Below are 25,293 nucleotides of genomic sequence, written 5' to 3'. Positions count from 1 at the left end.
ACTATTTTTTAAACGTGATAGTGTAGCGCAAGCCCCCTTCGTTTTGCACCTTTACTTTGCCTTTGAGTTGGTACTTAGTCAGTTCGTGCACCAGCGAAAGTCCCAGTGAAAAGGACTGTGGGGTGCCCTCTTGGATGCTTTTTCCGCTGTCTTCTATGCGTAATTCAATCATTCCTTCGACCTCTTTCATTGCCACCCAAATGTGCCCTTCCTCTTTTTCCTTAAACGCATGCTTAAAAGCATTGGTAACGAGCTCATTAACAAGCTGACCACAAGTAATGGCTTGGTCAATTTCCAAAAGCAACTCATCACAGCTGACAAAAAAAGTAATACTCTCGCACTCTTCCGAAAAAGTTTTATTGAGGTTTTGAGCCAAAGAGGCGAGGTAATGTTTCATATTGATTTTGTTGAACGTTTTAGATGTGTACAAGTCGGTGTGAATGAGTTCCATGGTTTTGATGCGGTTTTGAAGGTCAACAAAGAGTGATTTGGTTTTAGAATCAGCAATGCGCCGTGATTGCATTCGAATGAGCCCTGCAATGACAGCGAGGTTGTTTTTGACGCGATGATGAACTTCTTTGAGAAGAATTGTTTTTTCTTGATTTGAAATCTCTAGGTTTTTTTGGCTTTCATTTTTTTCTTTGATTTCTGCCTTAAGGGAAAAGGTTTTAGCCTCGATAAGTTCCTCAAAATGTAAATTTAACATTTCTAGCCGTGTTTGTTGCGTTTCATTGGTGCGAACCAATGAGGCAAAGCAGCGCTCAATAAGCAAAGCTTCGTTTGGGGTGTAATGTAAAGAGGCATCTTTTTTGCGTGTTTTTTCAAAAAGAGTTTGTGTAAAAGTGCGTAGAGAACGAGTCCCAAAAAATACACCTCCTAAAAAGAATAACAAAGATACGCCACTGAGAAGAAAAATTTCATACAAGGGTAAAAAAGGTTCAGTAAGTTGAGTATTAATTTTATCTTGGTCTATGATGATACGCACTGTTGTGGGCGGTAAGGTTTCAAGGGTGTGAGTGGCATGCAAGGGAGGTGAAGAAAATGTTTCATTTTCAAGGCTTACATGTAAATACTCACGCCCTTCTTGCGAAAGACCGATGTAAAATATCTCTGGATTTTTAAGTTGTAATCTGCGCAACAAAACAAGGAGTTCATCGTTTTTTTCTAGGTGCATCTGGATAAGCAAAGTGATGTTTTGGATATTTTTTTGGACAATTTGTTGTATGTAGGACGCTTTAAGGTGTTGGTGCTGTGAGGTGTAGTGAAAAATATGAAAGCCTGTAAAGATAAAAACAGTACCAATTCCCAATAGTATGAGGCGAAACGTCAACGAAGTGTGACGAAATAAGGGTGGAGGGAATAAGCCCATCAGGTAGGCTTAAAGGTTTGAGTGGTCTGGCAAAACTCACGCACAAAACATTCGCTCTCGCATTTAGGATTTTTGGCAGTACAGATGTAGCGCCCAAAAAGCACAAAAGCTTGGTGCAGCGTGTGCAACTCTGTTTTAAAAGCATTTACAAGGTCTTGCTCGGTTTTAGCAGGTGTTTTGGCTTGGCTTAGACCAAGGCGATGGGCTACACGAAAGACGTGTGTATCTACTGCCATGACGTTGGCTTTGGTGTATTCAATAAGCACTACGTGAGCAGTTTTTTGCCCAACACCAGCAAGCTTCATGAGACTTTTTTCATCCAATGGGATTTGGCCGCCGTAGTTTTCCATTACACTTTGTGCCATGAGAATGAGGTTTTTTGCTTTGTTATTAAAAAAAGAACAGGTGTTAATCAGTGATGTAACTTTTTCCAAAGAAGCTTGTGCTAAGTCCTCTACAGAAGGAAAAGCATTAAACAAAGCAGGCGTAATGATATTTACACGCTTGTCAGTGCATTGGGCCGAGAGCATGACTGCAACGATTAATTCGTACAAAGAGCGGTAATGCAACTCTGAAACAGCATCGCTATAACGGTCTAAAAAGCGAGATTTTAAGGTGGCTTTAATGGCTTTTGTTGGACGTTTCATGGTGGTCATTATACCAATATTTGAGAACGGTTTACTTCTCTTGGGCATAATCGTCCTTTAATGCCCAGTTGGCTACAATTTGGCAAATTACAACACCCAAGGATAACGTATGAAAAAATGGTTACTCGGTACCTCATTAAGTCTTGTGGCAGCACTTAGTCTACAAGCAGCTGTCTATGCAACTGTCAATGGCGAAGAAGTAACAGACCAAGATATTGCAACACTCATGCAAGCTATGCCTAATCAAGTTTCTTTTCAAACGCTTCCTCAAGAAGCACAACAGCAAGTCATTGGGCAGGCCATTGAGCGTAAGCTTTTGACTGCGCAGGCCAAAAAAGAAGGCATTGAAAAAGACCCTGCCTACTTAGAAGCCCTTGCTCAGGTAAAAAATGAAATTGCTCTTGAAGTTTGGATGAAGAAAATTTATGACACAACCACTGTAAGTGAAGCTAAAATGAAAGAATTTTACACACAAAATAGTGATAAATTCATCACGCCACCACGGGTAAAAGCGCGCCATATTTTGGTGCGAGATGAAGCAACAGCAAAAGCTATTATTGCAGAACTAAAAGACCTAAAAGGGGCAGCATTAAATGAGAAATTTAGTGCCCTAGCCAAGGAGAAATCCACTGATGGTAGCGCACAAGGTGGTGGCGATTTGGGCTGGTTTGCTGCGGGCCAAATGGTAAAACCTTTTAGTGATGCCGCTTTCGCCCTAAAAGCAGGAGAGCTTAGTGCAACACCCGTAAAAACCCAATTTGGTTATCATGTGGTATTGACTGAAGAGAAAAAAGCAAGCGAAAACGTTGGCTTTGAAGAAGCGAAAGGGCAAATTGCTAATGCACTCAAAATGGAAGCTTTTCGTGATGCAGTTTCGGCAAAAGCCAAAGGGCTTCGCCAAGCAGCTGATGTAAAAATGAAATAACGTTATAAGGGACTAAGATGGCAAAGCTTTTGGACATTGTTGGGGCGGGCGTGGTGCACGGAGAAGGGGTGCAAAACCTCTTTAATCATGCAAAACAAGAAGGATTTGCGTTGCCTGCAGTCAATGTGGTGAGTACCCATTCGGTGAACGCCGTGCTTGAAGCAGCCAAGGTTGCAGGGTCTGCCATTATTGTGCAGTTTTCCCATGGTGGCGGTCAGTTTTATGGCGGCAAGGGGATTGATAGCGAAGAAGCGGCGCTTTTAGGAACCATTTCAGGGGCCACTCACGTGCATTTGATGGCCCAGTCTTACGGCGTGCCTGTGATGTTGCACACCGATCACGCTGCACGCAAGTTGTTGCCGTGGATTGATGCACTTTTAGATGCAAGTGAACGCCATTTTGAGCAAACAGGCAAGCCGTTATTTAGTTCACACATGCTTGACCTCTCTGAAGAGCCTTTGGAGGAAAACATTGCCACCTGCGAGCGCTATTTGGCGCGCATGAGCAAGATTGGCATGACTTTGGAGATTGAACTGGGTGTCACGGGCGGCGAAGAAGACGGCGTGGATAACACCCACGTGGACAATGCGCTGTTGTACACCCAGCCCGAAGAGGTGGCGTATGCCTATGAACGGCTTTCAAAAATAAGCGACAAGTTTACGATCGCGGCTTCTTTTGGAAACGTGCATGGGGTGTATAAGCCTGGTAATGTGATCTTGCGGCCAGCTATTTTGGCAAATTCACAAGCGTATATTCAGGAAAAGTTTGGCACAGGTGAAAAACCTGTGAATTTCGTCTTTCACGGCGGGTCTGGCTCAACGCTAGAAGAGATTAAAGAAGCGGTGCGTTATGGGGTTGTAAAGATGAACATTGACACCGATACCCAATGGGCATTTTGGGATGGCGTGCGAGGTTACGTGAAGCAATACCATGCGTATTTGCAAGGTCAAATTGGCAATCCTGAGGGCGAAGACAAGCCCAATAAAAAAATCTACGACCCACGAAAATGGCTTCGTGAGGGCGAAAAAAGCATGGTCAAGCGTTTGCAAGTTGCCTTTAGCGATTTGAACGCACTAAACCGCCTGTAGGGGCGAACCAGCCTTTACATGTAAGGGGTAAAAATGTTCTCAAAAAGTCTTGTGACAAACCTTATTTGCGTAGGGTTTGTCGTTCTTTCTTTTGTTTTTGATGCAAAGCCGTTGTTGATAGCAGGTTTGTTTGGGCTCTCGGGAGCCCTGACGAACCAACTGGCCGTGCACATGCTCTTTGAAAAAGTACCCTTTTTGTACGGTTCTGGTGTCATTTTATTGCGTTTTGAAGCCTTTAAAGAAGCAGTCAAAACCCTCATGATGGAGCAGTTTTTTACCCAAGAACAGCTTGACGCCTTTTTTGCCAACCAAGAAAAACGCATTGACCTCTCGCCACTCATTGAAGGGACGGATTTTTCCCCTACGTTTGACGCGCTTTCTCAAAGCGTGATGGAGTCAAAATTTGGGTCGATGCTTGGAATGTTTGGTGGCGAAAAAGCACTGGATAGCTTGCGCGAACCTTTTTCAAACCGCTTGCGCGAATCCCTTAAAAAACTGGTCTCTAGCGATGCTTTTAGTATTCAAATGCACGAAGCCTTACACCGTTCTTCCCTTGGCGAAGACACCTTGGCGATGGTGGAAGGGATTATCGAAAAGCGCCTCAATGAGCTAACGCCTGTGATGGTTAAAGAGATGGTGCAACGGCTTATCCATGAACATTTGGGATGGCTTGTGGTGTGGGGAGGATTTTTTGGTGCTCTCATCGGATTGCTGAGTTCTTTGGTCCTTTAGCCCACGGTGCGCGGGCTTCTTCGCGAGAGAAACTCAGCGCTAGCGTAGCCCTTAGAGCTTTGCTTTAAAAACGTATCAAAGAAATTCGGAAGACGTTCTAAGCACCAAGGGTGCGCGGGCTCTGCGCCGAGCAGAACTCAGCGTTAGCGTAGCCCTTAGAGCTTTGCTTTAAAGGCGTATCAAAGTAAAAAAAAGGGGGTTTCATGCATACACCCGAGATTTCACTTCCATCACTTTCACTTCAAAAAAACACCACCAACCACTGTTTTTTTACCTACCTCAAAATCATCGCCCTTCCTGCTGTTGTTTACATGTATTTTGTGCTTGGGTATGTGGGCGTGTTGGATTTTCGTGTAGGTGGGCACAGTGTGGTGCTTATTGGGCTTATTTTTGCCGTTGCCTTGGTGTTTGCACGTCATAACGGTGCCTTTGGTGCGTGTTATTTTCGCAAGCGCCAAGAGGAATTTCGCACAGAACTTAAAAGCTACGTACTGAAAAACCTCATGCGCATCGGAGAAAACACCAAGTCAAACGCTTCCTTTGAAGATTTTATCACGGCCTATTCGCAGCGAATTCGCAACGACAATTATGCTTCTGTGGGGGCGGGGATTTTTCCCACCATGGGGATTTTGGGTACGTTTATTTCGATTGCCATGACCATGCCTGATTTTTCATCCCAAACGGCCGATGCTCTTGAGCAAGAGATTAGTTTGTTGCTTACTGGGGTGGGCACGGCTTTTTACGTGTCAATTTATGGGATTTTACTCTCCTTGTGGTGGATTTTCTTTGAAAAGCGTGGGTTGAGCATTTTTGATAAAGACATTGAGGCCATCAAGCGCGAGAGTTTGGATCTTTTTTGGACAAAAGAAGAGATTGAGCAAGCCTATTTAAAAGAAAATTTGCAGCATTTTGAGAAGATTGGGCGCATGTTTGAGCGCCTGAGTTCTAATGACTTTTTTGAACGTCTTGGCAAGAGCATTGAAGAGAAGTTTGAGCTGTTTGATAAAATGCTTTCCCTCGAGGCCCAGTCGGTACGCATGGGAGCGGAGCACTTGAAGTCTGGCATGGAAGCCCTTAGTACCTCTCAGGAAAAACAGCGCGACCTTGGGGTTTTGCATGGGCATATTTTGGAGGCTTTACACCAATTTACTCGCTCAGTAGACGCCTTGCAGGAGGGGCTGTTTAAAGAGCGCGAACGCGCCTTTGGTACTCACGAAGAGAGCGTTAAGGCATTTCATGAAAGCGTGCGTTTACTGGGGAAACAACTTGAACAAAATAGTGCCAACATAGAAGTCTCTATGGATGGGTTTACGCAAGCGCTAGTCTCACTGCTGAAATCCTTTAAAGAAGAAGCCCGCGCCAATGTGCCAAAAAATAGCGAAGTGGAAGCCTTGCGTGAGAATTTACGGATGATTGATGCTGAGACCGAGCAAATCATCAAAAAGCTTGACGGTCTACGGTAATGCGCTTTAAACGTTCCGCTAGCTCAGATCAAAATTTTTGGGTGGCGTATGCGGATTTGATGGCAGGGTTGTTGTTTGTGTTTATCCTCCTTATTGGCGCGATTGTGGTCAAATACGTCTTTATGCAAGGGGATTTGCGCGCCATCAAAACAGACCTAAACGAGCAAAAACGGATTTTGCAACTCAGCGAAGAAGAGCTAGCGCAAAAAAAACGCGACGTGGCTAGCGTAACAGACCAACTCATCGCCACGCGTGCGCAAAATGTGGAGCTTAGTTTCACCAAAGCCCAACTTGAAAAAGCCTTGCGCGACCTGCGCACCCAAGCGGACACTACAGAAGTCTCTCTCGCTGCTGCGCGCGCGTTGTTGGCCGAACAAGGCGAAAAGCTTGAAAAAGCGCGCGAGGGATTGGTACTTTCCGTGCAAGAAGTGGCGGCGTTAAAGTTGCTTTTGCTAGAGGAGGCGCAGGCCAAAGAAGAGGCGCAGGCCAAAGAAGAGGCGCAAGAAGCGTTACATGTAAGCCGTGAAGAGGCGGTAAAATTGACCAATATGATTGCGTTGAAAGAGGGCGAATTGGCCTTGCTTGCTAAGACGTTGCTTGATAAAACCCTAGCCCATCAAAAATTGGTGGAAGATTTGGATCTGACTAAGGCGCGCATCAAAAACCTGACGGGCATTCGCATCGCAGTGATTGCAGAGCTTAAAGAAAAACTAGGCGACAGCATTGACGTGGACGCTGCAAGTGGCGCGATTAGATTGCCTGCTTCTGTTTTGTTTGACGTGGGTTCACATACCCTAAAGCCTGAAGCAGTTGAAACACTTAAAGCCACTCTTTTGCCTTATTTTGAGGTGTTGTTGGGGGATGAGAAGGTTAGGGAGCATTTGGATAGGGTGATTATTGAGGGGCATACAGATTCTGATGGGTCTTACATGTACAACCTTGACCTTTCGCAAAAACGCGCGCTTTCGGTGATGGCGTTTATTTATGGATGGAAAGAGAGTGATGCTGCTTTGTTGCAAAAATACGTGAGCGCAAGCGGGCGTTCTTATAGTGACCTTATTTTCAGTGATGGCGTGGAAAATAAGGAAGCTTCAAGGCGAATTGAGATTAAATTTAGTATTTCAAATAAACAAGCTATGGGTGAGATTGAGACATTTTTAAAGGGAGAATACTGATGGAATACGACGTAAAATCTGAGATTTTAGGTTTTGAAAAAATGAACCGTGCGCGCCTTAGTGTGATTGATGAAACTTTTGCCTCTTTGCGTGATGTGGATAATGAAAATATTTCTTTCACCTTGGCAAACCCTTTTCGCCTTAGGGAATATTCTGTTGATATTCCCCCCTACATTAATGCCTTGCTTGAGATTGATGAGGGAGCAAAAGTGGAAATTTATGCCATTGTGGTGCTTCAAAACCCTCTGGATGAATCCCGTGTTAATTTTTTGGCTCCACTTGTTTTTAATCATGATAATCATACCCTCGCTCAAGCAGTGCTTAGACCCCAAGATTACCCGCAATACGGCATGGCTGAGAGCATTCGATCACTAATAAAGGAGTCATAGATGCCTTATGTGAATATCAAAATTACCGAAGAGGGTGCCACAAAAGAGCAAAAAAAAGAGCTCATCGCCGGCGTTACGAATTTGCTAGTGCGCGTTCTTGGAAAAAATCCTGCCACTACAGTGGTTGTCATTGATGAGGTGCCTTTGGAGAATTGGGGAATTGGGGGTGAGAGTGTGGAAGTGTTGCGGAAGAGGCGCTAAAAACGCCTCCAAAATCCGCTAAAAAAGACAAGAAAGAAAGTGTAAATCTCCAGCCTTCCCGCAATCATTCCAAGAGCTAAAACAAAAGCTTCTGTGTCTGTAAAAAAACCATAATGCTGTGCTGGGCCGACAAGCCCAAACCCTGGTCCCACATTTCCAACACAAGCTATAGCAGCAGAAATACTGGTGAGCGCATCATAGCCTGAGCCAAATAGAAAAATGACAATAAGAGCATTGGTTAAAATAAACAGCATCATAAATCCAAAGGTGGCAGTCACAAGAGAAGGGCTGAGTAGGTTTTTATTCATAAATACTCCAAAGATGGCGTTTGGATGAATAATTTTTTTGATTTCTGCAAATACAACTTTAGAAATAATAATAAAACGCACAACTTTTACACCACCTGAGGTTGACCCCCCATTTCCTCCAATAAGCATGGCAATGAAACATACAGCAACTGCCAATTGTCCCCATGTTTCATAATCTACTGAGGCAAATCCCGTAGTGGTCAATAAAGAGGCGATGTTGAAAAAAGCATGGGTTGATGCCTCAAAAAAAGAAAGCTCAGCAGATGTAATTCCTATGATGGTAAGAATAAAGGCAAGAAAAAAGAAAATAACCCCATACCAACGGGTTTCGTCATAACGATACCCCTCTGTGCTTCCTTGGAGCAATTTAAAGTGTGCTAAAAAATTAATACCTCCCAGTAGCATAAAACAAGTCGTAGTCCACAAGGCTAGCGGGGTGTCAGAAAATGCTCCAAAGGAACTATTTTTAGTTGAAAAACCACCCGTGGAGAGCGTGCAGAAAGCGTGATTCAGTGCATCAAAAAAGCCGAAACCTTGAAGATAGAGCAAAAGAGTGTTTAAGCAGGTAAGGCCAAAATAAATCCCCCAAAGCACCAAGGCCGTATCTTTGATTTTGGGAGTTATTTTTTCTAATTTCACCCCATTGGCTTCAGCCTTAAACAGCGCCAATGAGCCACTAGGGTTAATCAGTGAAAAAAGCCCAACACCCAGCACTAAAATTCCCATGCCACCAAGCCATTGCATTAGGGAGCGCAACATCAAAAGGCTGTAGGGGAGTGCTTCAATATCAGTAAAAACAGTCGCTCCAGTGGTGGTGAACCCACTAATGGCTTCAAAGAAAGCCTGCATGGGGCGTATGTCACCATAAAGCCACAAAGGAACACCCCCTGCGATTCCTGCAAGTAGCCAGATGAGGTTAACACCCAAAATACCTTCCTTGAGGCTCAAAGTAAAGATGTGTGCACGTACGGTAAGAAAAAGAGCCCCATGTAGCCCAAGAAAACATCCAACAAAGACTCCAAACTTCCAAACACTCTCACCATAATAAATACCAACCCCAACAGGTAAAAGTAAAAACACCCCCAAGGCCAACCCTGTGATGCTTAATAGCTTGGCAATATTGTTTACAGAATGTTTATCCATGTGCGGACCCCCTCTTCGTGAGTGCGTTTGGCAAAGACAAGAAGCACAAAAGAGCTTTCTTGGTCAAGGGTTTGCAAATCAGTACTAAGGCAATTGTTTTGCATATATAAAATTAACGCTTCTGGATGCGGGTTCTTTGACAATGAAAAAGGAACTTTTTCAAAACGACGCACAAAAGAAAGAGCACTCCCGCCGCAAAAATGCCGTTCTTCTACCATGGCGTTTGAGTTTATGATTTCCAAGATGGCGTAAAATGCGTTCATTTTTGGACCTCGCAGAGCAATGATACCCAAAGAATGCATGAGTCGATAGTGCTCAATGTCGTTATTAACAGCAATAACGCGCCTAATCCCAAGCTCTTTTGCTTCAATGCATTTAACGATATTTTCATTATCGTTAGCAGTAGCAGCAATAAGGATGTCAGCGCTTGCAAGGCCCTCTTCTTGGTAAAGACGGTAATCTCCATATTTGCTGTTAATGACCGTTGCATTTGTTTGTAATAGGTGGGAGGCTTGAGCGCAAAGTTCTAGATCTTTTTCAATAAGCTTGACCATCATGCCACTCTCAATGAGTGCTTTGGCGATTTCAATTCCTAGTGTATTGGCTCCAAAGATAACCCCGCATTTGTTTTTTTGTGGCAATGTGTTTTGAAGTTTTTCTCCAAGGGCTTGGATGGCTTCAGGTGTTCCAAAACAAAAAACTACATCATTGGGTTGGAGTGATTCTTGAGCATTTGGGATAAAAAAGTCTCCATTGCGATCAATGCCAGTGATGTGAAGTTTGTCGGAAATAAAAGTAGCAATGGGTGATGGCGTGCTATTGTTTTGTTCAACGCGAATACTGATGAGTTTTTGAGAGAAATGTTTAAAGCATTTGACATTGTTGGCAAAAGGATTTAAAGCAATAGATTTTATAGATTCGGCAACCATGCTAAAAGGAAAAACTGCATCCGTAATGCCTATCTTTGAGGCGATAGAGCTTTTGGCGAAAAATTGATTTTTTAGACGAATGATTTTGCGCTTAACAAAGATTTTTTCATCGGCAATAAGCGAACAAACAAGGTTGATTTCATCAGAATCTGTGACAGCGATAAAAAAATCGTACGTTTTTCCCTTTAACGGCTCATAGCTTTTTGGGTCTTCCACGTTTGCATAAAGAGCAAGGGCGTCTATGCTTTCGTTGAGTCTAGCAAGGGCTTCTTCATTTTGATCCATAATAATAACATCATGTTTTTGGCTCAAAGTGCGAGCAAGGCGAAAGCCAACTCTTCCTGCTCCGGCAATAATAATTGTCATATAGTACTCCTAAGCTTGAAAAAATCGATACCCAATGCTTGATTCTGTTTGAATATACACAGGGCGCGTTGTGTCGACTTCGATTTTTTTGCGTAATGAATTGATGTAGGTGCGAAGGTATTGGGTTTGATTTTGGTAGCCAACACCCCACACCTCTTTTAAAATACGTTTATGGGTTAACACTTGATTGGGATACTGCATAAAAAATCGTAGTAGGGAAAATTCTGTTGGGGTAAGCTTGATGAAATGTCCCTCTTTGGTGAGAGAGTGGGTTTTGGTGTCTAGGATTAACTCTCCGGCTGTATAGAGGACTTTTTCCAAAGGGGCGTCGCTAATCCTTCTTCTAGCAGAGCGTATACGGGCAAATAGCTCCTTGCTAGAAAATGGCTTAGTAATATAATCATCCGCCCCTAGGTCCAAGCTAGCGATAATTTCCGCTTCGTCATGCCTTGCCGAAAGGATGATAACAGGAGTATCTAGTTCTTTTCGGATGGTTTGAATTAAACCTTTTCCATCCCCATCGGGCAAACCAAGGTCTAAAATAATGGCCCAAAAGGGGTGGGCGTGCAAAAGGCGTAGGGCGGCATTTTTGGAAGGCGCAACCAACACTTTTTTGTTTTCTTGCTCAAAGTAGCGCGTAAGCAGTGTGGCAATAGCGCGGTCATCTTCAATGACAAGAATCATACGGTCTCCTTGAAAAGATGTGGAGGATGTTTGAGGATGGGAAGGGTAATGTAAAAAGAGATACCTTCTTTTTGAGGAAAGGCTTCTATTTTTCCTTTGTGGGCCTGTGCTATTTTTTTACAAATAAACAAACCAATGCCATTTCCTTTGATGTCGGCATCTGTCTCTAGGCGCTGAAAAATATCAAAAATATTTTCAATTTCATCAATGGCTATGGGTGATGAGCGGTTAAAAAAACGGATGTAAAAAGCGCTGGGCGTGTGGGAAATTTTAATATGAATTGCTTGGTTGGGAGTGGAGTATTTAAAAGCATTATCTAAAAGATTGACAAACAAGCGCACAAGAAGCCCTTGGTCGCCCCAGTAAAGAGGCAAATCATGGGGAACAGAGAGTTTTAGCTCCTCTTCTTTGTGACGAAACTCTTGTAAAGCAACGCCCAAGCTGTCCTCTAGGTCACACCAATCCATCCTAAGCGCAGATTCTCCCTCTTGAAGGCGTGCATTATCAAGAAGGCTGGCAACCAATCGATTCATTTGTTCGCCAGAAGCTCGAATTTCTTCTAGGATTTCTTGTTGAGCATCAGCAGGCAATTTGGATTGTTCTAAAAGGAGCGTTGTATTGCCAAGAATAGAAGAGAGTGGGGTTTTGAGGTCATGAGAGAGTGCATTAAGAAGGATTTCCTTGATTTTGCTTGATTGAATTTTTTTTGCTTGGAAGGTCACCAATCCACCTACAATAAAAAAAATAAGAAAAGTCCAAATATGAAAAAAGTCATAAACGGTAAAACTGAATAAGGGAGGCACATAGAGAATGTTAAATAAAATTACAACAACCAAAGAGGCTAAACATGTGGCTATGATTTTAGCACGGAGCGCAACAACAAGAACAGGAATAAGGTGCAATAAGGCGATATTAATCAGTTCCAAATAAGAACGAAAAAGATGACTAAAGAGTGTGACACAGCCAAGGACTATGATAAAAATCAGATAATGCCGACTCATGCTAAAAAAGGCTGTGTAGAATTTTTAGTGCGATAAGGCCTATAAGAACAGCTAGAAAAATATCTTCCGCAACATAAAGCAGAAGTGTTGAGAGGGTGTCCATAGTGTCCCCTTTTTTGGTTTGCTTGCAATGATTATACTCCCAAAGGTGTCAAAAAAATATCAAAATTTAATGAGTAATGCGGTTAAACCGTTCTACATGTAAACTCTGCTACAATCCCCAAAAGTACCATTTTAGGATAAAGCATGCACTGTATCTATACACATGAAAGCACTTTTGACAAACAGTTTCAGGCCCTTTTGGGACGCGGCAAGATGGACATGCGCACGGTAACGCCCGTGGTGCAAACTATCATCGAAGAGATTCAAACGCGGGGTGATGAAGCCCTTGGTGAGCACATTGCACGCTTTGACAAATGGCAACCTAGCGCGCCTAGCCACATGCGCATTGACACAAACGCCATGAAAGAGGCCTACGAAGCACTAGAAGCACCCCTTAAAAGTGCTTTACATGTAGCGTATGAGCGCATTCGCACTTACCACCAAAAACAGCTTCCCAAATCGTGGATGACGTATGAAGAAAACGGCACTGTGTTGGGGCAAAAAGTCACCGCGGTAGATAGGGCGGGGCTGTACATTCCTGGGGGGAAAGCGGCTTATCCAAGTTCGCTTCTCATGAACGCTATTCCTGCGCTTGTGGCGGGCGTGAAGGAGATTGTGGTATGCACACCCGCACCCCATAATGAGCTCAATCACCTCTTGCTTGCGGCCTTGCATTTGTGCGGGATTACCCATGCGTACAAGGTGGGTGGGGCGAGCGCCATCGCGGCCATGGCGTATGGCACAGGTACGATTCCCAAGGTTGATGTCATCACGGGACCGGGCAATATTTTCGTAGCAACGGCGAAAAAAATGGTCTACGGGGATGTGAATATCGACATGATAGCAGGCCCTAGTGAGATTGGTATTTTGGCAGACAGCACGGCTAACCCGCGCCTTGTGGCGATTGATTTGCTCTCCCAAGCGGAGCATGATGAAATGGCAAGTTCCATTCTCATTACCCCAGACGAAGCCCTAGCTAAAGCGGTGATTAAAGAAATAGAAGCCTATTTACCCCGCCTTAGCCGTGAGACCATTGCCCGTGAGTCCATTCACAAACGTGGGGCATTTATCGTGACGCGCGACATGGACGAAGCGGTGGCGCTCATGAATGAAATCGCCCCAGAACACTTGGAGGTGATGACGCTCAATCCCTTTGATTTACTTCCAAAGATTCGCCATGCGGGGGCGATTTTTATGGGACACCACACGCCTGAGCCCATCGGCGATTACATTGCTGGGCCTAACCACACTCTCCCCACAGGAGGCACGGCGCGGTTTTATTCGCCTTTAAATGTCGAAAATTTTATGAAAAAATCTTCCATCATTTCCATGAGTAAAGCTGGGCTTGACGCCATTGGCCCTTCTTGTGCATTGCTGGCAAACTGCGAAGGATTAACTGCCCATGAGGCTTCTTTGAGGGAGCGTTTGAAGTAATAAAGAGCTTTACATGTAAAAAACCTTTACATGTAAAGCTAATAGTAATTTATTTGGTAGTTCTTAAGGTTTATCTGACGTTTTTTTGATTATACTTTTGTCACTCTTGTGCCAAAGGTCATCCCATGCGCTTCTCTTCGTTTTGGAAACAGTTTGTTCAGCTGCTCACATTTGTTAATCTTTCTATTCGCAGGAAGTTTACGTTTTTTGGTGTTGGTACGTTGTTTTGGTTTGTGATTATCGGCATTTTAGCCGTGGGCTCGTTGACTTTTGTGCATTTTCGCTATTCACAAGTTTCCAATACAGCCTTGCCTAGTTTGCGCCTTGCCTTGACTCTGGAGCCATTAATGCGTGCCAGTGTTGAAGGGTTGGGCGAAGGACAGCGTGATAAAACATTGGCAAACTTACACCAAATGCATCAGCATGTATCTATTGCACTCATGAAAACCTCAGATGCTTTAGGGGAGGGCAATGTGTTTGAAGTCTTAAACCGCGCCCTTGCCAGAGAAGACGAACGGGGGATGGCACTTCTTAGAACGCTTTTAGGACAACTTCAAGAGGCGAGTGAAGCTTCATCTGATCCAGAAGTATTGCGTGCATCACTTTTAAAAACCGAGGCTACTTTGGGGGCTTTTTTAGACCACACCAATACCCAATTTGCTTTGTATGAACAACAAATTAACAACACAATTCGCACAGCTATTAACACGATTGCATTGGCAATTCTCATTGCTTCTGCGCTACTTTTTATTTTTACTCGCTGGTTGACCCACGCTTTTGCAAAGCCTATTTCTCAGATTACTGATCAAATTCATGCCATTGGCATTGGAGAGGTGGACCTAGGAAAGAAAATGCAAGTAACCTCAGCCGATGAGATTGGCGCCCTTTCCCGAGAGTTCAATGCCCTCGTGGACACGATTTATGGCGTGACAGTGTTTAAAAAAGTCATCGAAGAAGACAGTTCCTTGGAGATGGTCTATACCCGTTTGGCGGAAGTGTTTGAGCAGCAAGCGGGCATGAAAGCGTGCCGCATCTTTGACATCAACACTGCAAAAAACACCATGCGTTTAGTGGAACCTGCCCTTGGGGGCGAAGAAGCCATGCTGTGCAACCTTGAAATCTTGCACGATGCGTGCTTGTGCCGGGCAAAAAAGACGGGTCACACCATCTCTTCCTTTGAGTTTGAAGGCGTGTGTCGCCAGTTTATGGGAACCCAAACCCACCACCATGTGTGCGTTCCGTTGGTGGCGGGCGGGCGTTCAAGCGGCGTGGTGCAGTTTGTCTTTTCAAAAGCAGAAGAGGGCGATGGGGCGCAGATTCAAACGCAACTTTTCAAGGCGCAAACCTACATCAAACACTCCCTTTCGGTGATTGAAACCAAGCAACTCATGAACACGCTGAGGGAGTCTTCGCTAGTAGATAGCCTGACAGGCTTGTATAATCGACGTTTTTTACAAGACCATTCGACGCAAATTATTTCAGGTGTGTTGCGCCGCCAAAAACAAATCGCTCTATTGATGTGTGACATGGATTATTTTAAACAAGTCAACGACGAACATGGCCATGATGTGGGCGACACGCTCCTCAAAGACACTTCACATATCTTGCAAAATGCCATTCGTGAATCAGACGTGGTGATTCGTTTTGGTGGCGAAGAATTTTTGATTTTACTGGTGGATGTGGAAGCGAATGAAGGGATGGAAATAGCAGAAAAGATTCGTAAAAAAGTCGAAGAGGCGAGCTTTAAAATCCCTACAGGCATTTTGAAAAAAACCATAAGCGTGGGCGTGTGCGAGTTCCCTCAGGACACAGACGGCTTTTGGCATGCCATCAAGTTTGCGGATGTGGCGTTGTACCAAGCCAAAACGCAAGGGCGCAACCGCTGTGTACGTTTTACAGCGCAGATGTGGAACCAAGCGGGAGGATTTTAAGCCCGCTTGGCGTAAAACTCCCGATAAAACCCTTCAAATTTCCCTACCAAAATGGCCTGACGCATTTGCTTCATGAGGCCTAGATAATAGTGTAGGTTATGCAAGGAAGCAAGGCGAAAAAAGGTCAATTCGCGCGCGCGGTACAAGTGGCTTAGATAACTGCGCGAATACCGCTTACATGTAAAGCAATCACACGCAGGGTCGATGGGCAACTCGTCGGTTTGAAACCGCGCGGCTTTGATGTTGAGTTTCCCAAAACTGGTAAAAAGCGTACCGTTTCGCGCGTTTCGCGTGGGCATCACGCAATCAAACATATCTACCCCACGTTTGACGTTTTCGACCAAATCTTCAGGGGTTCCAACACCCATGAGGTAGCGGGGTTTGTGGGTGGGCATGAGGGGCGTGGTGAGTTCTACCGTGTCGTACATGGCTTGGTTGGGTTCCCCGACGCTTAAGCCTCCGATAGCAAAGCCATCAAAGTCCATCTCGCACAACTGAGTGGCACTAATACGCCGAAACTCGGGGTCGGTACCTCCTTGGATGATGGCAAAAATGTTTTGCTCTTGCGCCTTTCCTTGGGCTTGGTTGGCGCGGTGATAAAGGATGGAGCGTTTTGCCCATTGGGTAGTGCGCTCGATGGAAAGAGCGATGCGCTCCTTCGTCGCAGGAAGCGCGACGAGGTCGTCTAAAATCATCATAATGTCGGAGCCCAGATTGCCTTGGATGTCCAACACTTTTTCAGGGGTGAAGTAGTGGGTGGAGCCATCAATGTGGCTTTTAAAGGTGATGCCATCCTTGTCGGCTTTGGAGATGTCACTGAGGCTAAAGGCTTGAAACCCGCCACTGTCGGTCAAAAAACTACGGTCATACTGGGTAAAGCCATGCAAACCGCCCATGGTGTGAACAACCTCGTCGCCGGGGCGCAAATAAAGATGATACGTGTTGCCTAGGATAATCTTGGCGTCTAGGATGTCGGTCATGTCGTGGGCGTCAAGACTTTTGACACTTCCTACGGTGCCAACAGGCATAAAAACAGGAGTTTGGATGGTGCTGTGCGCCGTAGTGAGGGTGCCAGCGCGGGCGTGCCCGTCGGTTGCTTCTAAGTCAAAGTGCATTTTGGTATACTATCCTTTTTTTATGGAGCAGCAATGAAGAAGATTTTGATTATTGCCGATGGCATTCTAGCGAAACATTTTTTAGAAAGAGTTATGGCACACAAGGGGAGTGAGAACCACTACACCGTCGTAACATACCGTAAAAAAACCCTACCGCAAATGCCAAAAATCCCTGAAAATTTTAAATTTTTAGACTTTGATCCCACTAGTGAGTCCAAACTCTCCTTGGTGCTGCATAAAGAATTTGCGCAGATTATGATTTTGGTGAGCAGGGAGCTTGATGCCTTGGCCTCTTACCACAACATTCGCAAAATCGATCCAAAAGCGCAAATTGTCCTCATGGACCGCTGGGGTGTTGTTTTGGAGGATGAGAATTTACTTATGATTGATTCGCGGGAAGTGTTGGCATCGCGCTTTTCAGACTACCTTCCCAACATGCCCGTTATTGCGCAAAATGTAGGCCTTGGTGCAGGGGAAATTATGGAAATCCAAATCCCCATTGGCAGTGCTTATGTTTACCGTCATATTGCCAGTATCCAGCAAAAAAAGTGGCGCATTGTAGCAATTTATCGCAATAATGCTCTGATTTTAGCCCGTCCAACTCTAATGATACAACCCAATGATGTGATGCTTGCCATTGGTGATCCTGTGGTGCTCATCAATGTGTTTAAAAGCGTCAAGCAAGAGATTGGACAATTCCCTTCACCTTTTGGCAACAATATTTATTGCCTTATCGATATGCTTCGCATGGACGAAGCGCAGATGAGTAGCATTTTAAATGACACGATGCTATTGCACTCAAAAATAAACAGCAAAAAGCTACATGTAAAGCTTATTAACCCTAGACCTTGCGACATGCTAGATAAACTCAAAACCCTTCCCAATAGTCACATTAACGTAACGATGGACTATTTTGCCACAACACCAGCGGCGGTTATGTTGCGAGATGTTGGGGCGTATGATGTGGGGCTCGTGGTAACAAGTAGCGCTTATTTTAAAACCTATAAACGTTTGTTTTACCGGACAAAACTTCCCGTGTTCAAGATTGGAAAATGGGGGTTTTCGAGCCTCAAAACGGGAGCAATTTTAGCTAGCGACAGTGAAGAGGTTGAAAAAGAGTCCTCGGTGATTTTAGATATTTCTTCTCAGTTAAATTTGGATGTGACGCTATACCATTACGACCCTGAAAAAAAGAGTCCACGTAGCAGTTTGGTAGAACACTTTGAAAACCTTTCTAAGCTTTTTGATAAAGATGTGGAGGTGATTCAAGACGATGAAATCAATCCTATTATTCGCCTCCAAAACCGCCAGGACTTATTGCAGTTTGTGCCTTTTTATGAAAAGATTGTAAACCATTCGCCTTTCGCGATCTTTTCGACAGACCTAGAGCAGCTTTCCCATCGCCTCAACAACAGTTACCAACTCTTCATTCCCACCAGTTCATAGCCCTTTTTAAGGGCTATTGGGTTAAAATTAATCTAAAACCGCACAAAGACGCACACCATGAAAATAGCCGTTGATTTCTCTCCTGCCCAAAGCCATAATTATGCCGTACATATCGATGCTCTAGAGCGCCTTAGTTTTTCCGGTAAAGTTGCCATTGTGACCAATCCTAAAGTAGCGGGCTTGCACCTTAAAACTTTGCTTGGACACATTGAAGCCAAAGAGCTTTATATCATCACCGTGCCCGATGGTGAAACACACAAAACCCTAGCCAATGTGGAATACATCATAGAAAATTTACTCAATCATCGTTTTGACCGCAATGCTACGCTTATTGCATTTGGTGGAGGCGTGGTGGGTGACATGGTTGGTTTTGCCGCGGCAATTTTTCAGCGCGGGATTAAGTTTATCCAAATCCCCACAACCCTTCTTTCTCAAGTAGATGCGAGTGTGGGCGGTAAAACGGGGGTCAATAATCGCTTTGGCAAAAACCTCGTGGGCGCCTTTCATCAGCCCAGTGCTGTGTATTGTGAGAGTGCTTTTTTGGCGACGCTTCCTTCTCGTGAGTTTGGTGCAGGCGTGGCCGAGATAATTAAAATGGCAGTGACTTTTGATGCGGAATTTTTTGCCTTCCTTGAGAAAAATAACCTTCACGAAACTTCACACTTACAAAATGCGGTGGCACGAAGCATTGCCATTAAGGCCAACGTGGTGGCCCAAGATGAGCGCGAGGCGGGTGTACGCGCAGTGCTTAATTACGGGCATACTTTTGGCCATGTTATTGAAAATGAAACAGGTTACGGGCGATTTTTACACGGTGAAGCAGTGGCTATTGGGATGCGCATGGCCAATGCTCTTGCGCGAAAACTCGGCTACATTGGCGACGAAGAGGAAGAACGTATTAGCACACTACTTCGGTCTTACGGTTTGCATTTTTCTTACCCTGTAGCAAATCCAGAAGCTTTTTATCAAGCTTTCTTTTTGGATAAAAAAAGCCTTGATGCGACCATTGCATTTATTTTGCCAAAGGGCATCGGTAACTATACCATCGTAAAAGATGCGCCAAAAGAGACAGTGCTAGAAGTCTTGCAGGAGTTTGACCGATGAGGCGTCTTTTTGGGGCGTGGTGTCTGGGGTTTGTGCTCCTTTTTGCCGAAACCAACACAACTGTTGTGCCAGAACCCGTAAATGAGGAACAAATAGCCCTAATAGCCTCCTTGAACTCCCAAGTTGAAGCTATTGAAAAGGAGCTCCAAAACAACATTTGGCTGACACGGTACAGTAACTTTGTCGCACATCAGTCGCTGAGTGACGCGTTGGCAAAAGTGGAAAAAGAGCTTGCCGTGCTCAAAACCAAACGCGACCGCGCGTCTATCGAGCGCGTTGAAATCCTTTCTAAAAGACAAGAAACCCTTGAAAAACAAGTGGAGCTGCTCCTAGAGTTTCGTCGTTCGCCTTTTGCGGAGATGATTCGTCCACCAGAGATGGCAGAAGTTCCTAAAGTAGGTAACCCGATTGCGATTATTTCGGGGTTTTCGTTCATCAAGCAATTGCGCTCTCAAAAAGATGAATTTGCACAGCGTTTGGCAGGCTTGGAGGCGTTGATTGTGCGTCTTGAGGAGCAAGCGAGCATGCTTGAAGAGCTTTTAGTGCTTGACCCACAAAAAGAATACGAAGAAAAATTAAAAATTGTTCAACAGGAAATTACCGAATTCAAAGCCGCAAAAGACATTTCCAGCACAACGTTTACGGTGTATGAAAAGCGTGTAGAAGAGTCCTTGACTCGGGTGAGCGCGGAGATTAAACAGCAAATGAAGCGTGCGATGAATATTGGAATTTTTATTCTAGTGGTTATCGCACTTTCGTTTTTTTTAAAGTTGGTTGCTAAGCGTTACATTAAAGACAACGAGCGCTACTACACGGCCAACAAAGCCATTAACTTTATCAACTTCACTCTCATTGTACTCATTTTACTTTTTGCGTACATCGAAAACGTAACGTACCTTGTGACGGTGGTGGGTTTTGCTTCGGCAGGTTTGGCGATTGCTATGAAAGACATGTTTATGAGTCTTTTGGGATGGATTGTCATCACCTTTGGAGGGAGTTTTCATGTGGGGGATCGCATCAAAGTCCAAAAAGACGGACTGCCTTATGTGGGGGATATCATCGACATTTCGCTTTTGCGCATTACCATTTTAGAAGACATCACGCTCACAACTTACTTGGAAAATAGGCGTTCGGGCAGGGTGGTTTTCATCCCCAATAACTACATCTTTACCACGCTTATCTCTAACTACACCCATATGACGATTAAAACCGTGTGGGATGGCATCGACGTGACCATTACCTTTACGTCTAATCACAAAAAAGCCATGTATCTCATCAAAAACATCGTCAAAAAATACTCCAAGGGCTACACAGATATCGCACGAAAACAGCTCAACATGCTGCGCGACCAGTACAGCCTCAAAAACACCAACGTTGAACCGCGCATCTACTCCTTTTTAGAGCCGCACGGCTTGACTATTAGTGTGTGGTACATGACCAACTCTTACGCGGCACTGGCGTTGCGCAGTACACTCAGCGCAGATATTGTGGATGCGATTAACCAAGAAGATGACATTACCATCGCCTTCCCAACACAGACGATTAACCTCAACGACACCCGCAAACCCATGCCGCTAGATATTAACAAGGATGTTTTGTTTTAATGAAAAAAGTGTTTTTTAAAACCTTCGGATGCCGCACGAACATTTATGACACCGAAGTGATGGCTTCTAGCCTTGGCGCCTTTGAACGGGTGATGAGCGAGGCGGAAGCGGACATTGTGGTGGTGAACTCTTGTACGGTCACGAACGGCGCAGACGTGGGCGCCAGAGGCTACGTGAACCAACAAAACAGGTTAGGTAAAAAAGTCGTCCTTGCAGGATGTGGGGCGCTTAGTAAAGGCCAAGAGTTATTTGACAAGGGCTTAGTATTTGGGGTGCTTGGGCATTCAGAGCGCGAAAACATCCAAAGCTTGCTTTCTCGCCCTGCGCCTTTTTTTGAAGCGGGAGATTTAACGAGCATTGACCAAAAGATTGTCAGTGAGTATGAGGGGAAAACCAAGGCTTTTGTGAAGATTCAAGAGGGGTGCGATTTTCGCTGTAGCTATTGCATCATCCCTTTGGTGCGGGGAAATGCGCGCTCTCAAGAAGAAGAAGTCATCCTCTCGCAAGTCAAAACTTTGGCAAAAAACGGTTACGGCGAAGTGGTGCTTACGGGTACGAACATCGGCAGTTACGGTAAGGACAAGGGGAGTTCGCTGGGGCGTTTGGTGGGGAAAATCGGCGCGGTTTCGGGCATCCGCCGTGTCCGCCTTGGGAGCATTGAGCCTGTACAGATTGATGCGAGTTTTCGGGAGATTTTGAGTGAGCCGTGGTTGGAGCGGCATTTACATGTAGCGCTTCAGCACACTTCGCCCCAGATGCTGCGCCTCATGCGACGGCGCAATACCATCGAAAAAGACACAGAGTTATTTTGGGAACTTCGAGAATATGGGTTTGCACTAGGGACGGATTTTATCACCGGACATCCGGGTGAAACGCCCCAAGTCTGGGAAGATGCGTACCGTCGTTTGGAAGCCCTTCCGCTGACGCACCTGCACTGTTTTACCTACAGCAAACGCGACGGCACACCCTCGTCAACCATGAAACCTCAAATCGCAGGGGACATCGCCAAAGAACGCCTCAAGCAAGTCACCGCGCTCATCGAAGCTAAAAACTTTGCCTTTCGTAAGGCGCACGAGGGCGTGACGCTAGAAGTCTTAGTGGAAGAAAAAGAGGGAAATGTTTGTACAGGATACGACCAGTTTTATAACCGCGTGAAGATTTATACCTCTAAAGATTTGACGAAAGAATGGGTAAGCTTGACCAGACACGAAGCAAAGGAGACACATAATGAAGCCATTTTTTAAGTCTCAAAAACTCGCTATCGCCGTGATGGCGTTGTGTGTTGTTGTGGGGCTTTTGCTCTTTGGGTATCTGCGCAACCGACCTGAAGCTATTGACCTTAAGATGTACGAAACCCTGCTTAGCACCAACGCCATCGAAAAAGCAAGAATCGAAAAAGACGAAGTGGTGTTTTACACCAAAACGGGCTACTACAGCATCGTCAAAGACGGTGTGGTGATTGATGAACTCCTTAAGCACGTGCCTGTTGAGGTGAAAAAAGACAATCCGCTGTTGTATGACTTGGTGTTGTTTGGGATTATGTTTGCGGGGTTGATTGCCTTGCTTTCTTACGGCAAACGCTACAAGGAAAACCAAGACCAACAGCAAACCCAACAACAACGCAACCATGCCTTTGAGCTTGAAACGCTCATGCCCGCGCGCATCACCCCTGTGGCTTCAACGGTGAGTTTTAAAGACGTAGCGGGGATTGAGGGGGTGAAAGAGGAGCTTTCGGAAATCGTAGATTTTTTAAAGTACCCTAGCAAATACCGTTCATTTGGGATAACGCTTCCTAAAGGCGTGTTACTTGTGGGGCCTCCAGGGGTGGGAAAAACCATGATAGCCAAAGCCGTGGCGGGTGAGGCAAATGTGCCGTTTTTTTACCAAAGTGGGGCAAGTTTTGTGCAGATTTACGTAGGGATGGGGGCAAAACGGGTGCGCGAGCTGTTTGCTAAGGCCAAGTCCTATGCGCCTTCCATCGTCTTTATCGACGAGATAGACGCAGTGGGTAAGGCGCGTGGCGGGATGCGCAACGACGAGCGCGAAGCGACGCTGAACCAGTTACTAACAGAAATCGATGGGTTTGAAGACAGCTCAGGAGTCATGGTCATCGCCGCGACCAATCGCATCGAGATGATAGACGAGGCGTTGTTGCGTTCAGGACGGTTTGACAGGCGGATTTTCTTGCCGATGCCTGATTTTGAAGACCGCCAGAAGATTTTGCGGACGTACCTTAAGGACAAACCTTCGAGCGTAGACGTGGAAGAAGTGGCGCGCATGAGCGTGGGCTTTAGCGGCGCGGCGTTGGCGACCTTTGTGAACGAAGCGGCCATCAACGCCCTAAGACGCGGCGGGGTGAGCATCGTGCTTGAGGACTTCCAAGCGGTGCGCGACAAGGTGCTTTTAGGTAAGCACAAAGTCATGAGCCTTAGCGAAACCGAAAAGCGCATCCAAGCCTCTTACCAAGCGGCTAAAGCCTTGTGCGCCCACTGGTTTGAAGTGGAATTTGACAAGGTCACGCTCATGAACGACCGCCTCAAAGAAATCGACCGTGAGATAGAGTCAAAAACCCAAATGATGGGGAAAATGAAAGTCTATCTTGCGGGCATGGCGGCTTCTAAAATGCTCTACAATGAACACTACTCTAACTCCAAAGAAGACCTCGCCCGCGCCCGCGAACTGGCCGAAGCCATGGTTAACACCTATGGCATGGGTGCCTCACTCTTCCCCCAAGCCACCGACCTCGCCACACTCCTAGGGGAAGCTAGCAAAGAAGTAGAAAGCTTTTTAGAAGGCATGCGAACCCCACTAGAAGCCATCACCGAACGCCTCTTGGCTAAAGAAAGCGTCACCAAGGAAGAGATAGGCACCATCATGCGGGAGTGTTTTTAGGGGCTTACATGTAAAGGTTTGCAGTATTTTAGCGTGAAAGGTGGGTAATGACACGTAGTCAGGAGTATTTGGAACCGCAACGGGAGATTGACAGATGAACTACAAGCCACCCTATACCATAACGAGCAAAATAGCAAATCTTATTGCAAGAATAAGTGAAAAGATGGGGAGGATAGAAGTAAACCTAAACGAACTTATTACGCTAAAACTTCGTAGAATCAACCGCATTAAAACATTGGCAGGAACCTTGGAGATAGAGGGTAATTTTTTAGGTGAAGAGAAAATTACTGCAATATTAGAGGGTAAAAGAGTTTTAGGTACGTTTCAGGAGATTACAGAAGTCGAGGGGGCAATCAGGGCGTATAAAGAGTTTGAAAACTACGACCACAAAAATATGAACGACTTACTAAAAGCCCATAAGTTGCTCATGCAAGGAGTGTTAAAAACACCGGGAGTCTTTAGGGCGGTAAATGTTGCCGTGGGCGGTAAAGACGGAGTAGCGCACGTAGCTCCCCCTTGTGGCAAAGTGCCGATTTTGATGAGTAACCTGTTTGAGTGGCTTCAAAATACTGACGAACATCCTCTTATAAAAAGTAGCGTGTTTCACTACGAGTTTGAGTTTATTCATCCCTTTAGTGATGGCAATGGAAGAATCGGTAGGCTATGGCAAAGTGTGATTTTATATAGCTGGAAAGAAGCTTTTTTGGCTGTGCCAGTTGAGAGTGTGGTAAGGGATTATCAAGAGAGATATTATGAAGCGATAGAGGCTTCAAGTGCGCTTGGAGAGAGTACTCCATTTGTGGAGTTTATGCTTGAGGTTATTTTGAAAAGCATCGAAAGTTCGGTGATTAGTTCGGAAAAAAGTTCGGTAAATACGGATGAGGCAATTCTTTTGTATCTTCAGAAAAATCCAAAAGCAACCATAAAAATGTTAGCAACAGAATTACAACTTACCACAAGAGCCATAGAAAAACAACTCGCAAATCTTAAAAAAGAAAACAGACTCCAAAGAATTGGGAGTGCCAGAAAGGGTGAGTGGGCGGTGATGGCAGAAGGGAGTCATAGATGAATTTAGATAAATATTTGAAAATTTCACAAAAATATTATGACAATATTTTTGATAAAGTTCAACATACTAATGTGGTAGATGGTATTGATGTTAATTTACACTTTAAATATATTAAATTTGATCCAAATGGTAATCCAAAAATTGATTTATTGGTACAAACATTGATTGGCTACTTT

23 protein-coding genes are annotated in these 25,293 nt (G+C 44.9%); 16 read left to right on the top strand and 7 right to left on the bottom strand.

The annotated features are described in order from the left end of the window. Window position 1 precedes the first annotated feature (1 nt). Together JWV37_RS02975 and nth are read right to left on the bottom strand one after the other, a co-directional pair. Window positions 2-1,369 carry a sensor histidine kinase gene (locus tag JWV37_RS02975; protein ID WP_205458174.1) on the bottom strand — a complete coding sequence of 456 codons (1,368 nt, stop codon included), beginning with the start codon at window positions 1,367-1,369 and terminating at the stop codon, window positions 2-4. Next, window positions 1,369-2,016 carry an endonuclease III gene (nth, locus tag JWV37_RS02970; RefSeq protein WP_205458173.1) on the bottom strand — a complete coding sequence of 216 codons (648 nt, stop codon included), beginning with the start codon at window positions 2,014-2,016 and terminating at the stop codon, window positions 1,369-1,371. The genes JWV37_RS02975 and nth overlap by 1 nt, the downstream gene beginning before the upstream one ends. 109 nt (window positions 2,017-2,125) lie before the next feature. On the opposite strand from nth, the gene JWV37_RS02965 reads away from it, so the two are divergent. The 7 genes from JWV37_RS02965 (at window position 2,126) to JWV37_RS02935 (ending at window position 7,989) form a co-directional block, all read left to right on the top strand. Beyond that, window positions 2,126-2,941, top strand: a complete 816-nt coding sequence (locus tag JWV37_RS02965) for a peptidylprolyl isomerase (RefSeq protein WP_205458172.1) — start codon at window positions 2,126-2,128, stop codon at window positions 2,939-2,941. A 17-nt stretch (window positions 2,942-2,958) separates the two neighbouring features. Then, window positions 2,959-4,029, top strand: coding sequence for a class II fructose-bisphosphate aldolase (gene fbaA / locus JWV37_RS02960; protein WP_205458171.1), 1,071 nt, complete (start codon window positions 2,959-2,961; stop codon window positions 4,027-4,029). Window positions 4,030-4,062: 33 nt separating this feature from the next. Further along, window positions 4,063-4,761, top strand: coding sequence for a DUF445 domain-containing protein (locus JWV37_RS02955; protein WP_205458170.1), 699 nt, complete (start codon window positions 4,063-4,065; stop codon window positions 4,759-4,761). Window positions 4,762-4,964: 203 nt separating this feature from the next. Then, window positions 4,965-6,224, top strand: a complete 1,260-nt coding sequence (locus tag JWV37_RS02950; protein WP_205458169.1) for a MotA/TolQ/ExbB proton channel family protein — start codon at window positions 4,965-4,967, stop codon at window positions 6,222-6,224. After that, a complete protein-coding gene (locus tag JWV37_RS02945) occupies window positions 6,224-7,399 on the top strand; it encodes an OmpA family protein (protein WP_205458168.1) in 1,176 nt (391 codons plus the stop codon). The genes JWV37_RS02950 and JWV37_RS02945 overlap by 1 nt, the downstream gene beginning before the upstream one ends. Continuing rightward, window positions 7,399-7,788, top strand: a complete 390-nt coding sequence (gene fliW, locus JWV37_RS02940) for a flagellar assembly protein FliW (protein ID WP_205458167.1) — start codon at window positions 7,399-7,401, stop codon at window positions 7,786-7,788. Before JWV37_RS02945 ends, fliW begins: the two co-directional genes overlap by 1 nt. Continuing rightward, window positions 7,789-7,989: a tautomerase family protein gene (locus JWV37_RS02935; RefSeq protein ID WP_205458166.1), complete on the top strand. Its 201-nt coding sequence runs from the start codon at window positions 7,789-7,791 to the stop codon at window positions 7,987-7,989. On the opposite strand, the gene JWV37_RS02930 is transcribed toward JWV37_RS02935, so the two are convergent. From JWV37_RS02930 to JWV37_RS02915, 4 genes are read right to left on the bottom strand one after another with little or no spacing between them, the layout of a single operon-like run. Continuing rightward, window positions 7,986-9,440 (bottom strand): TrkH family potassium uptake protein, encoded by a 1,455-nt coding sequence (locus JWV37_RS02930; RefSeq protein ID WP_205458165.1) that lies wholly within the window; start codon window positions 9,438-9,440, stop codon window positions 7,986-7,988. The two genes, JWV37_RS02935 and JWV37_RS02930, sit on opposite strands and share 4 nt — an antisense overlap. Then, a complete protein-coding gene (locus JWV37_RS02925) occupies window positions 9,422-10,735 on the bottom strand; it encodes an NAD-binding protein (RefSeq protein ID WP_205458164.1) in 1,314 nt (437 codons plus the stop codon). Before JWV37_RS02925 ends, JWV37_RS02930 begins: the two co-directional genes overlap by 19 nt. Window positions 10,736-10,744: 9 nt before the next feature. Beyond that, window positions 10,745-11,419 carry a response regulator transcription factor gene (locus JWV37_RS02920; RefSeq protein ID WP_205458163.1) on the bottom strand — a complete coding sequence of 225 codons (675 nt, stop codon included), beginning with the start codon at window positions 11,417-11,419 and terminating at the stop codon, window positions 10,745-10,747. Further along, a complete protein-coding gene (locus tag JWV37_RS02915; RefSeq protein WP_205458162.1) occupies window positions 11,416-12,420 on the bottom strand; it encodes a sensor histidine kinase in 1,005 nt (334 codons plus the stop codon). Before JWV37_RS02915 ends, JWV37_RS02920 begins: the two co-directional genes overlap by 4 nt. A 246-nt stretch (window positions 12,421-12,666) precedes the next feature. Here JWV37_RS02915 and hisD point away from each other — a divergent pair, with 246 nt between their 5' ends. Together hisD and JWV37_RS02905 are read left to right on the top strand one after the other, a co-directional pair. After that, window positions 12,667-13,956, top strand: a complete 1,290-nt coding sequence (gene hisD, locus JWV37_RS02910; protein WP_205458161.1) for a histidinol dehydrogenase — start codon at window positions 12,667-12,669, stop codon at window positions 13,954-13,956. Between the two features lie 125 nt (window positions 13,957-14,081). After that, complete coding sequence (locus tag JWV37_RS02905; RefSeq protein ID WP_205458160.1) at window positions 14,082-15,887, top strand: diguanylate cyclase; 1,806 nt, start codon at window positions 14,082-14,084, stop codon at window positions 15,885-15,887. Here the strand turns inward: JWV37_RS02905 and tgt are convergent. Continuing rightward, complete coding sequence (gene tgt / locus JWV37_RS02900) at window positions 15,884-17,002, bottom strand: tRNA guanosine(34) transglycosylase Tgt (protein ID WP_205458159.1); 1,119 nt, start codon at window positions 17,000-17,002, stop codon at window positions 15,884-15,886. The genes JWV37_RS02905 and tgt overlap by 4 nt on opposite strands. A gap of 33 nt (window positions 17,003-17,035) precedes the next feature. On the opposite strand from tgt, the gene JWV37_RS02895 reads away from it, so the two are divergent. The 7 genes from JWV37_RS02895 to JWV37_RS02865 all read left to right on the top strand — a co-directional run. After that, window positions 17,036-18,448, top strand: a complete 1,413-nt coding sequence (locus JWV37_RS02895) for a COG3400 family protein (RefSeq protein WP_205458158.1) — start codon at window positions 17,036-17,038, stop codon at window positions 18,446-18,448. Between the two features lie 57 nt (window positions 18,449-18,505). Further along, the gene (aroB, locus tag JWV37_RS02890) at window positions 18,506-19,552 is read left to right on the top strand and encodes a 3-dehydroquinate synthase (protein WP_205458157.1); all 1,047 of its coding nucleotides are present in this window, start codon (window positions 18,506-18,508) and stop codon (window positions 19,550-19,552) included. Continuing rightward, window positions 19,549-21,156: a mechanosensitive ion channel domain-containing protein gene (locus tag JWV37_RS02885; RefSeq protein WP_205458156.1), complete on the top strand. Its 1,608-nt coding sequence runs from the start codon at window positions 19,549-19,551 to the stop codon at window positions 21,154-21,156. Before aroB ends, JWV37_RS02885 begins: the two co-directional genes overlap by 4 nt. After that, window positions 21,156-22,400 (top strand): tRNA (N(6)-L-threonylcarbamoyladenosine(37)-C(2))-methylthiotransferase MtaB, encoded by a 1,245-nt coding sequence (gene mtaB / locus JWV37_RS02880; RefSeq protein ID WP_205458155.1) that lies wholly within the window; start codon window positions 21,156-21,158, stop codon window positions 22,398-22,400. Before JWV37_RS02885 ends, mtaB begins: the two co-directional genes overlap by 1 nt. Continuing rightward, the gene (locus JWV37_RS02875) at window positions 22,384-24,048 is read left to right on the top strand and encodes an AAA family ATPase (RefSeq protein WP_240331986.1); all 1,665 of its coding nucleotides are present in this window, start codon (window positions 22,384-22,386) and stop codon (window positions 24,046-24,048) included. The genes mtaB and JWV37_RS02875 overlap by 17 nt, the downstream gene beginning before the upstream one ends. Window positions 24,049-24,211: 163 nt before the next feature. After that, window positions 24,212-25,117, top strand: coding sequence for a Fic family protein (locus JWV37_RS02870; RefSeq protein WP_240331985.1), 906 nt, complete (start codon window positions 24,212-24,214; stop codon window positions 25,115-25,117). Beyond that, a partial coding sequence (locus JWV37_RS02865) for a hypothetical protein (RefSeq protein WP_205458153.1) occupies window positions 25,114-25,293 on the top strand: 180 nt, incomplete at its 3' end. The genes JWV37_RS02870 and JWV37_RS02865, both read left to right, overlap by 4 nt.

Source organism: Sulfurospirillum tamanense, from assembly GCF_016937535.1.
GTDB classification, from domain to species: Bacteria; Campylobacterota; Campylobacteria; order Campylobacterales; family Campylobacteraceae; genus Sulfurospirillum_B; species Sulfurospirillum_B tamanense.
This window is presented reverse-complemented; position numbering and strand designations above follow the sequence as displayed.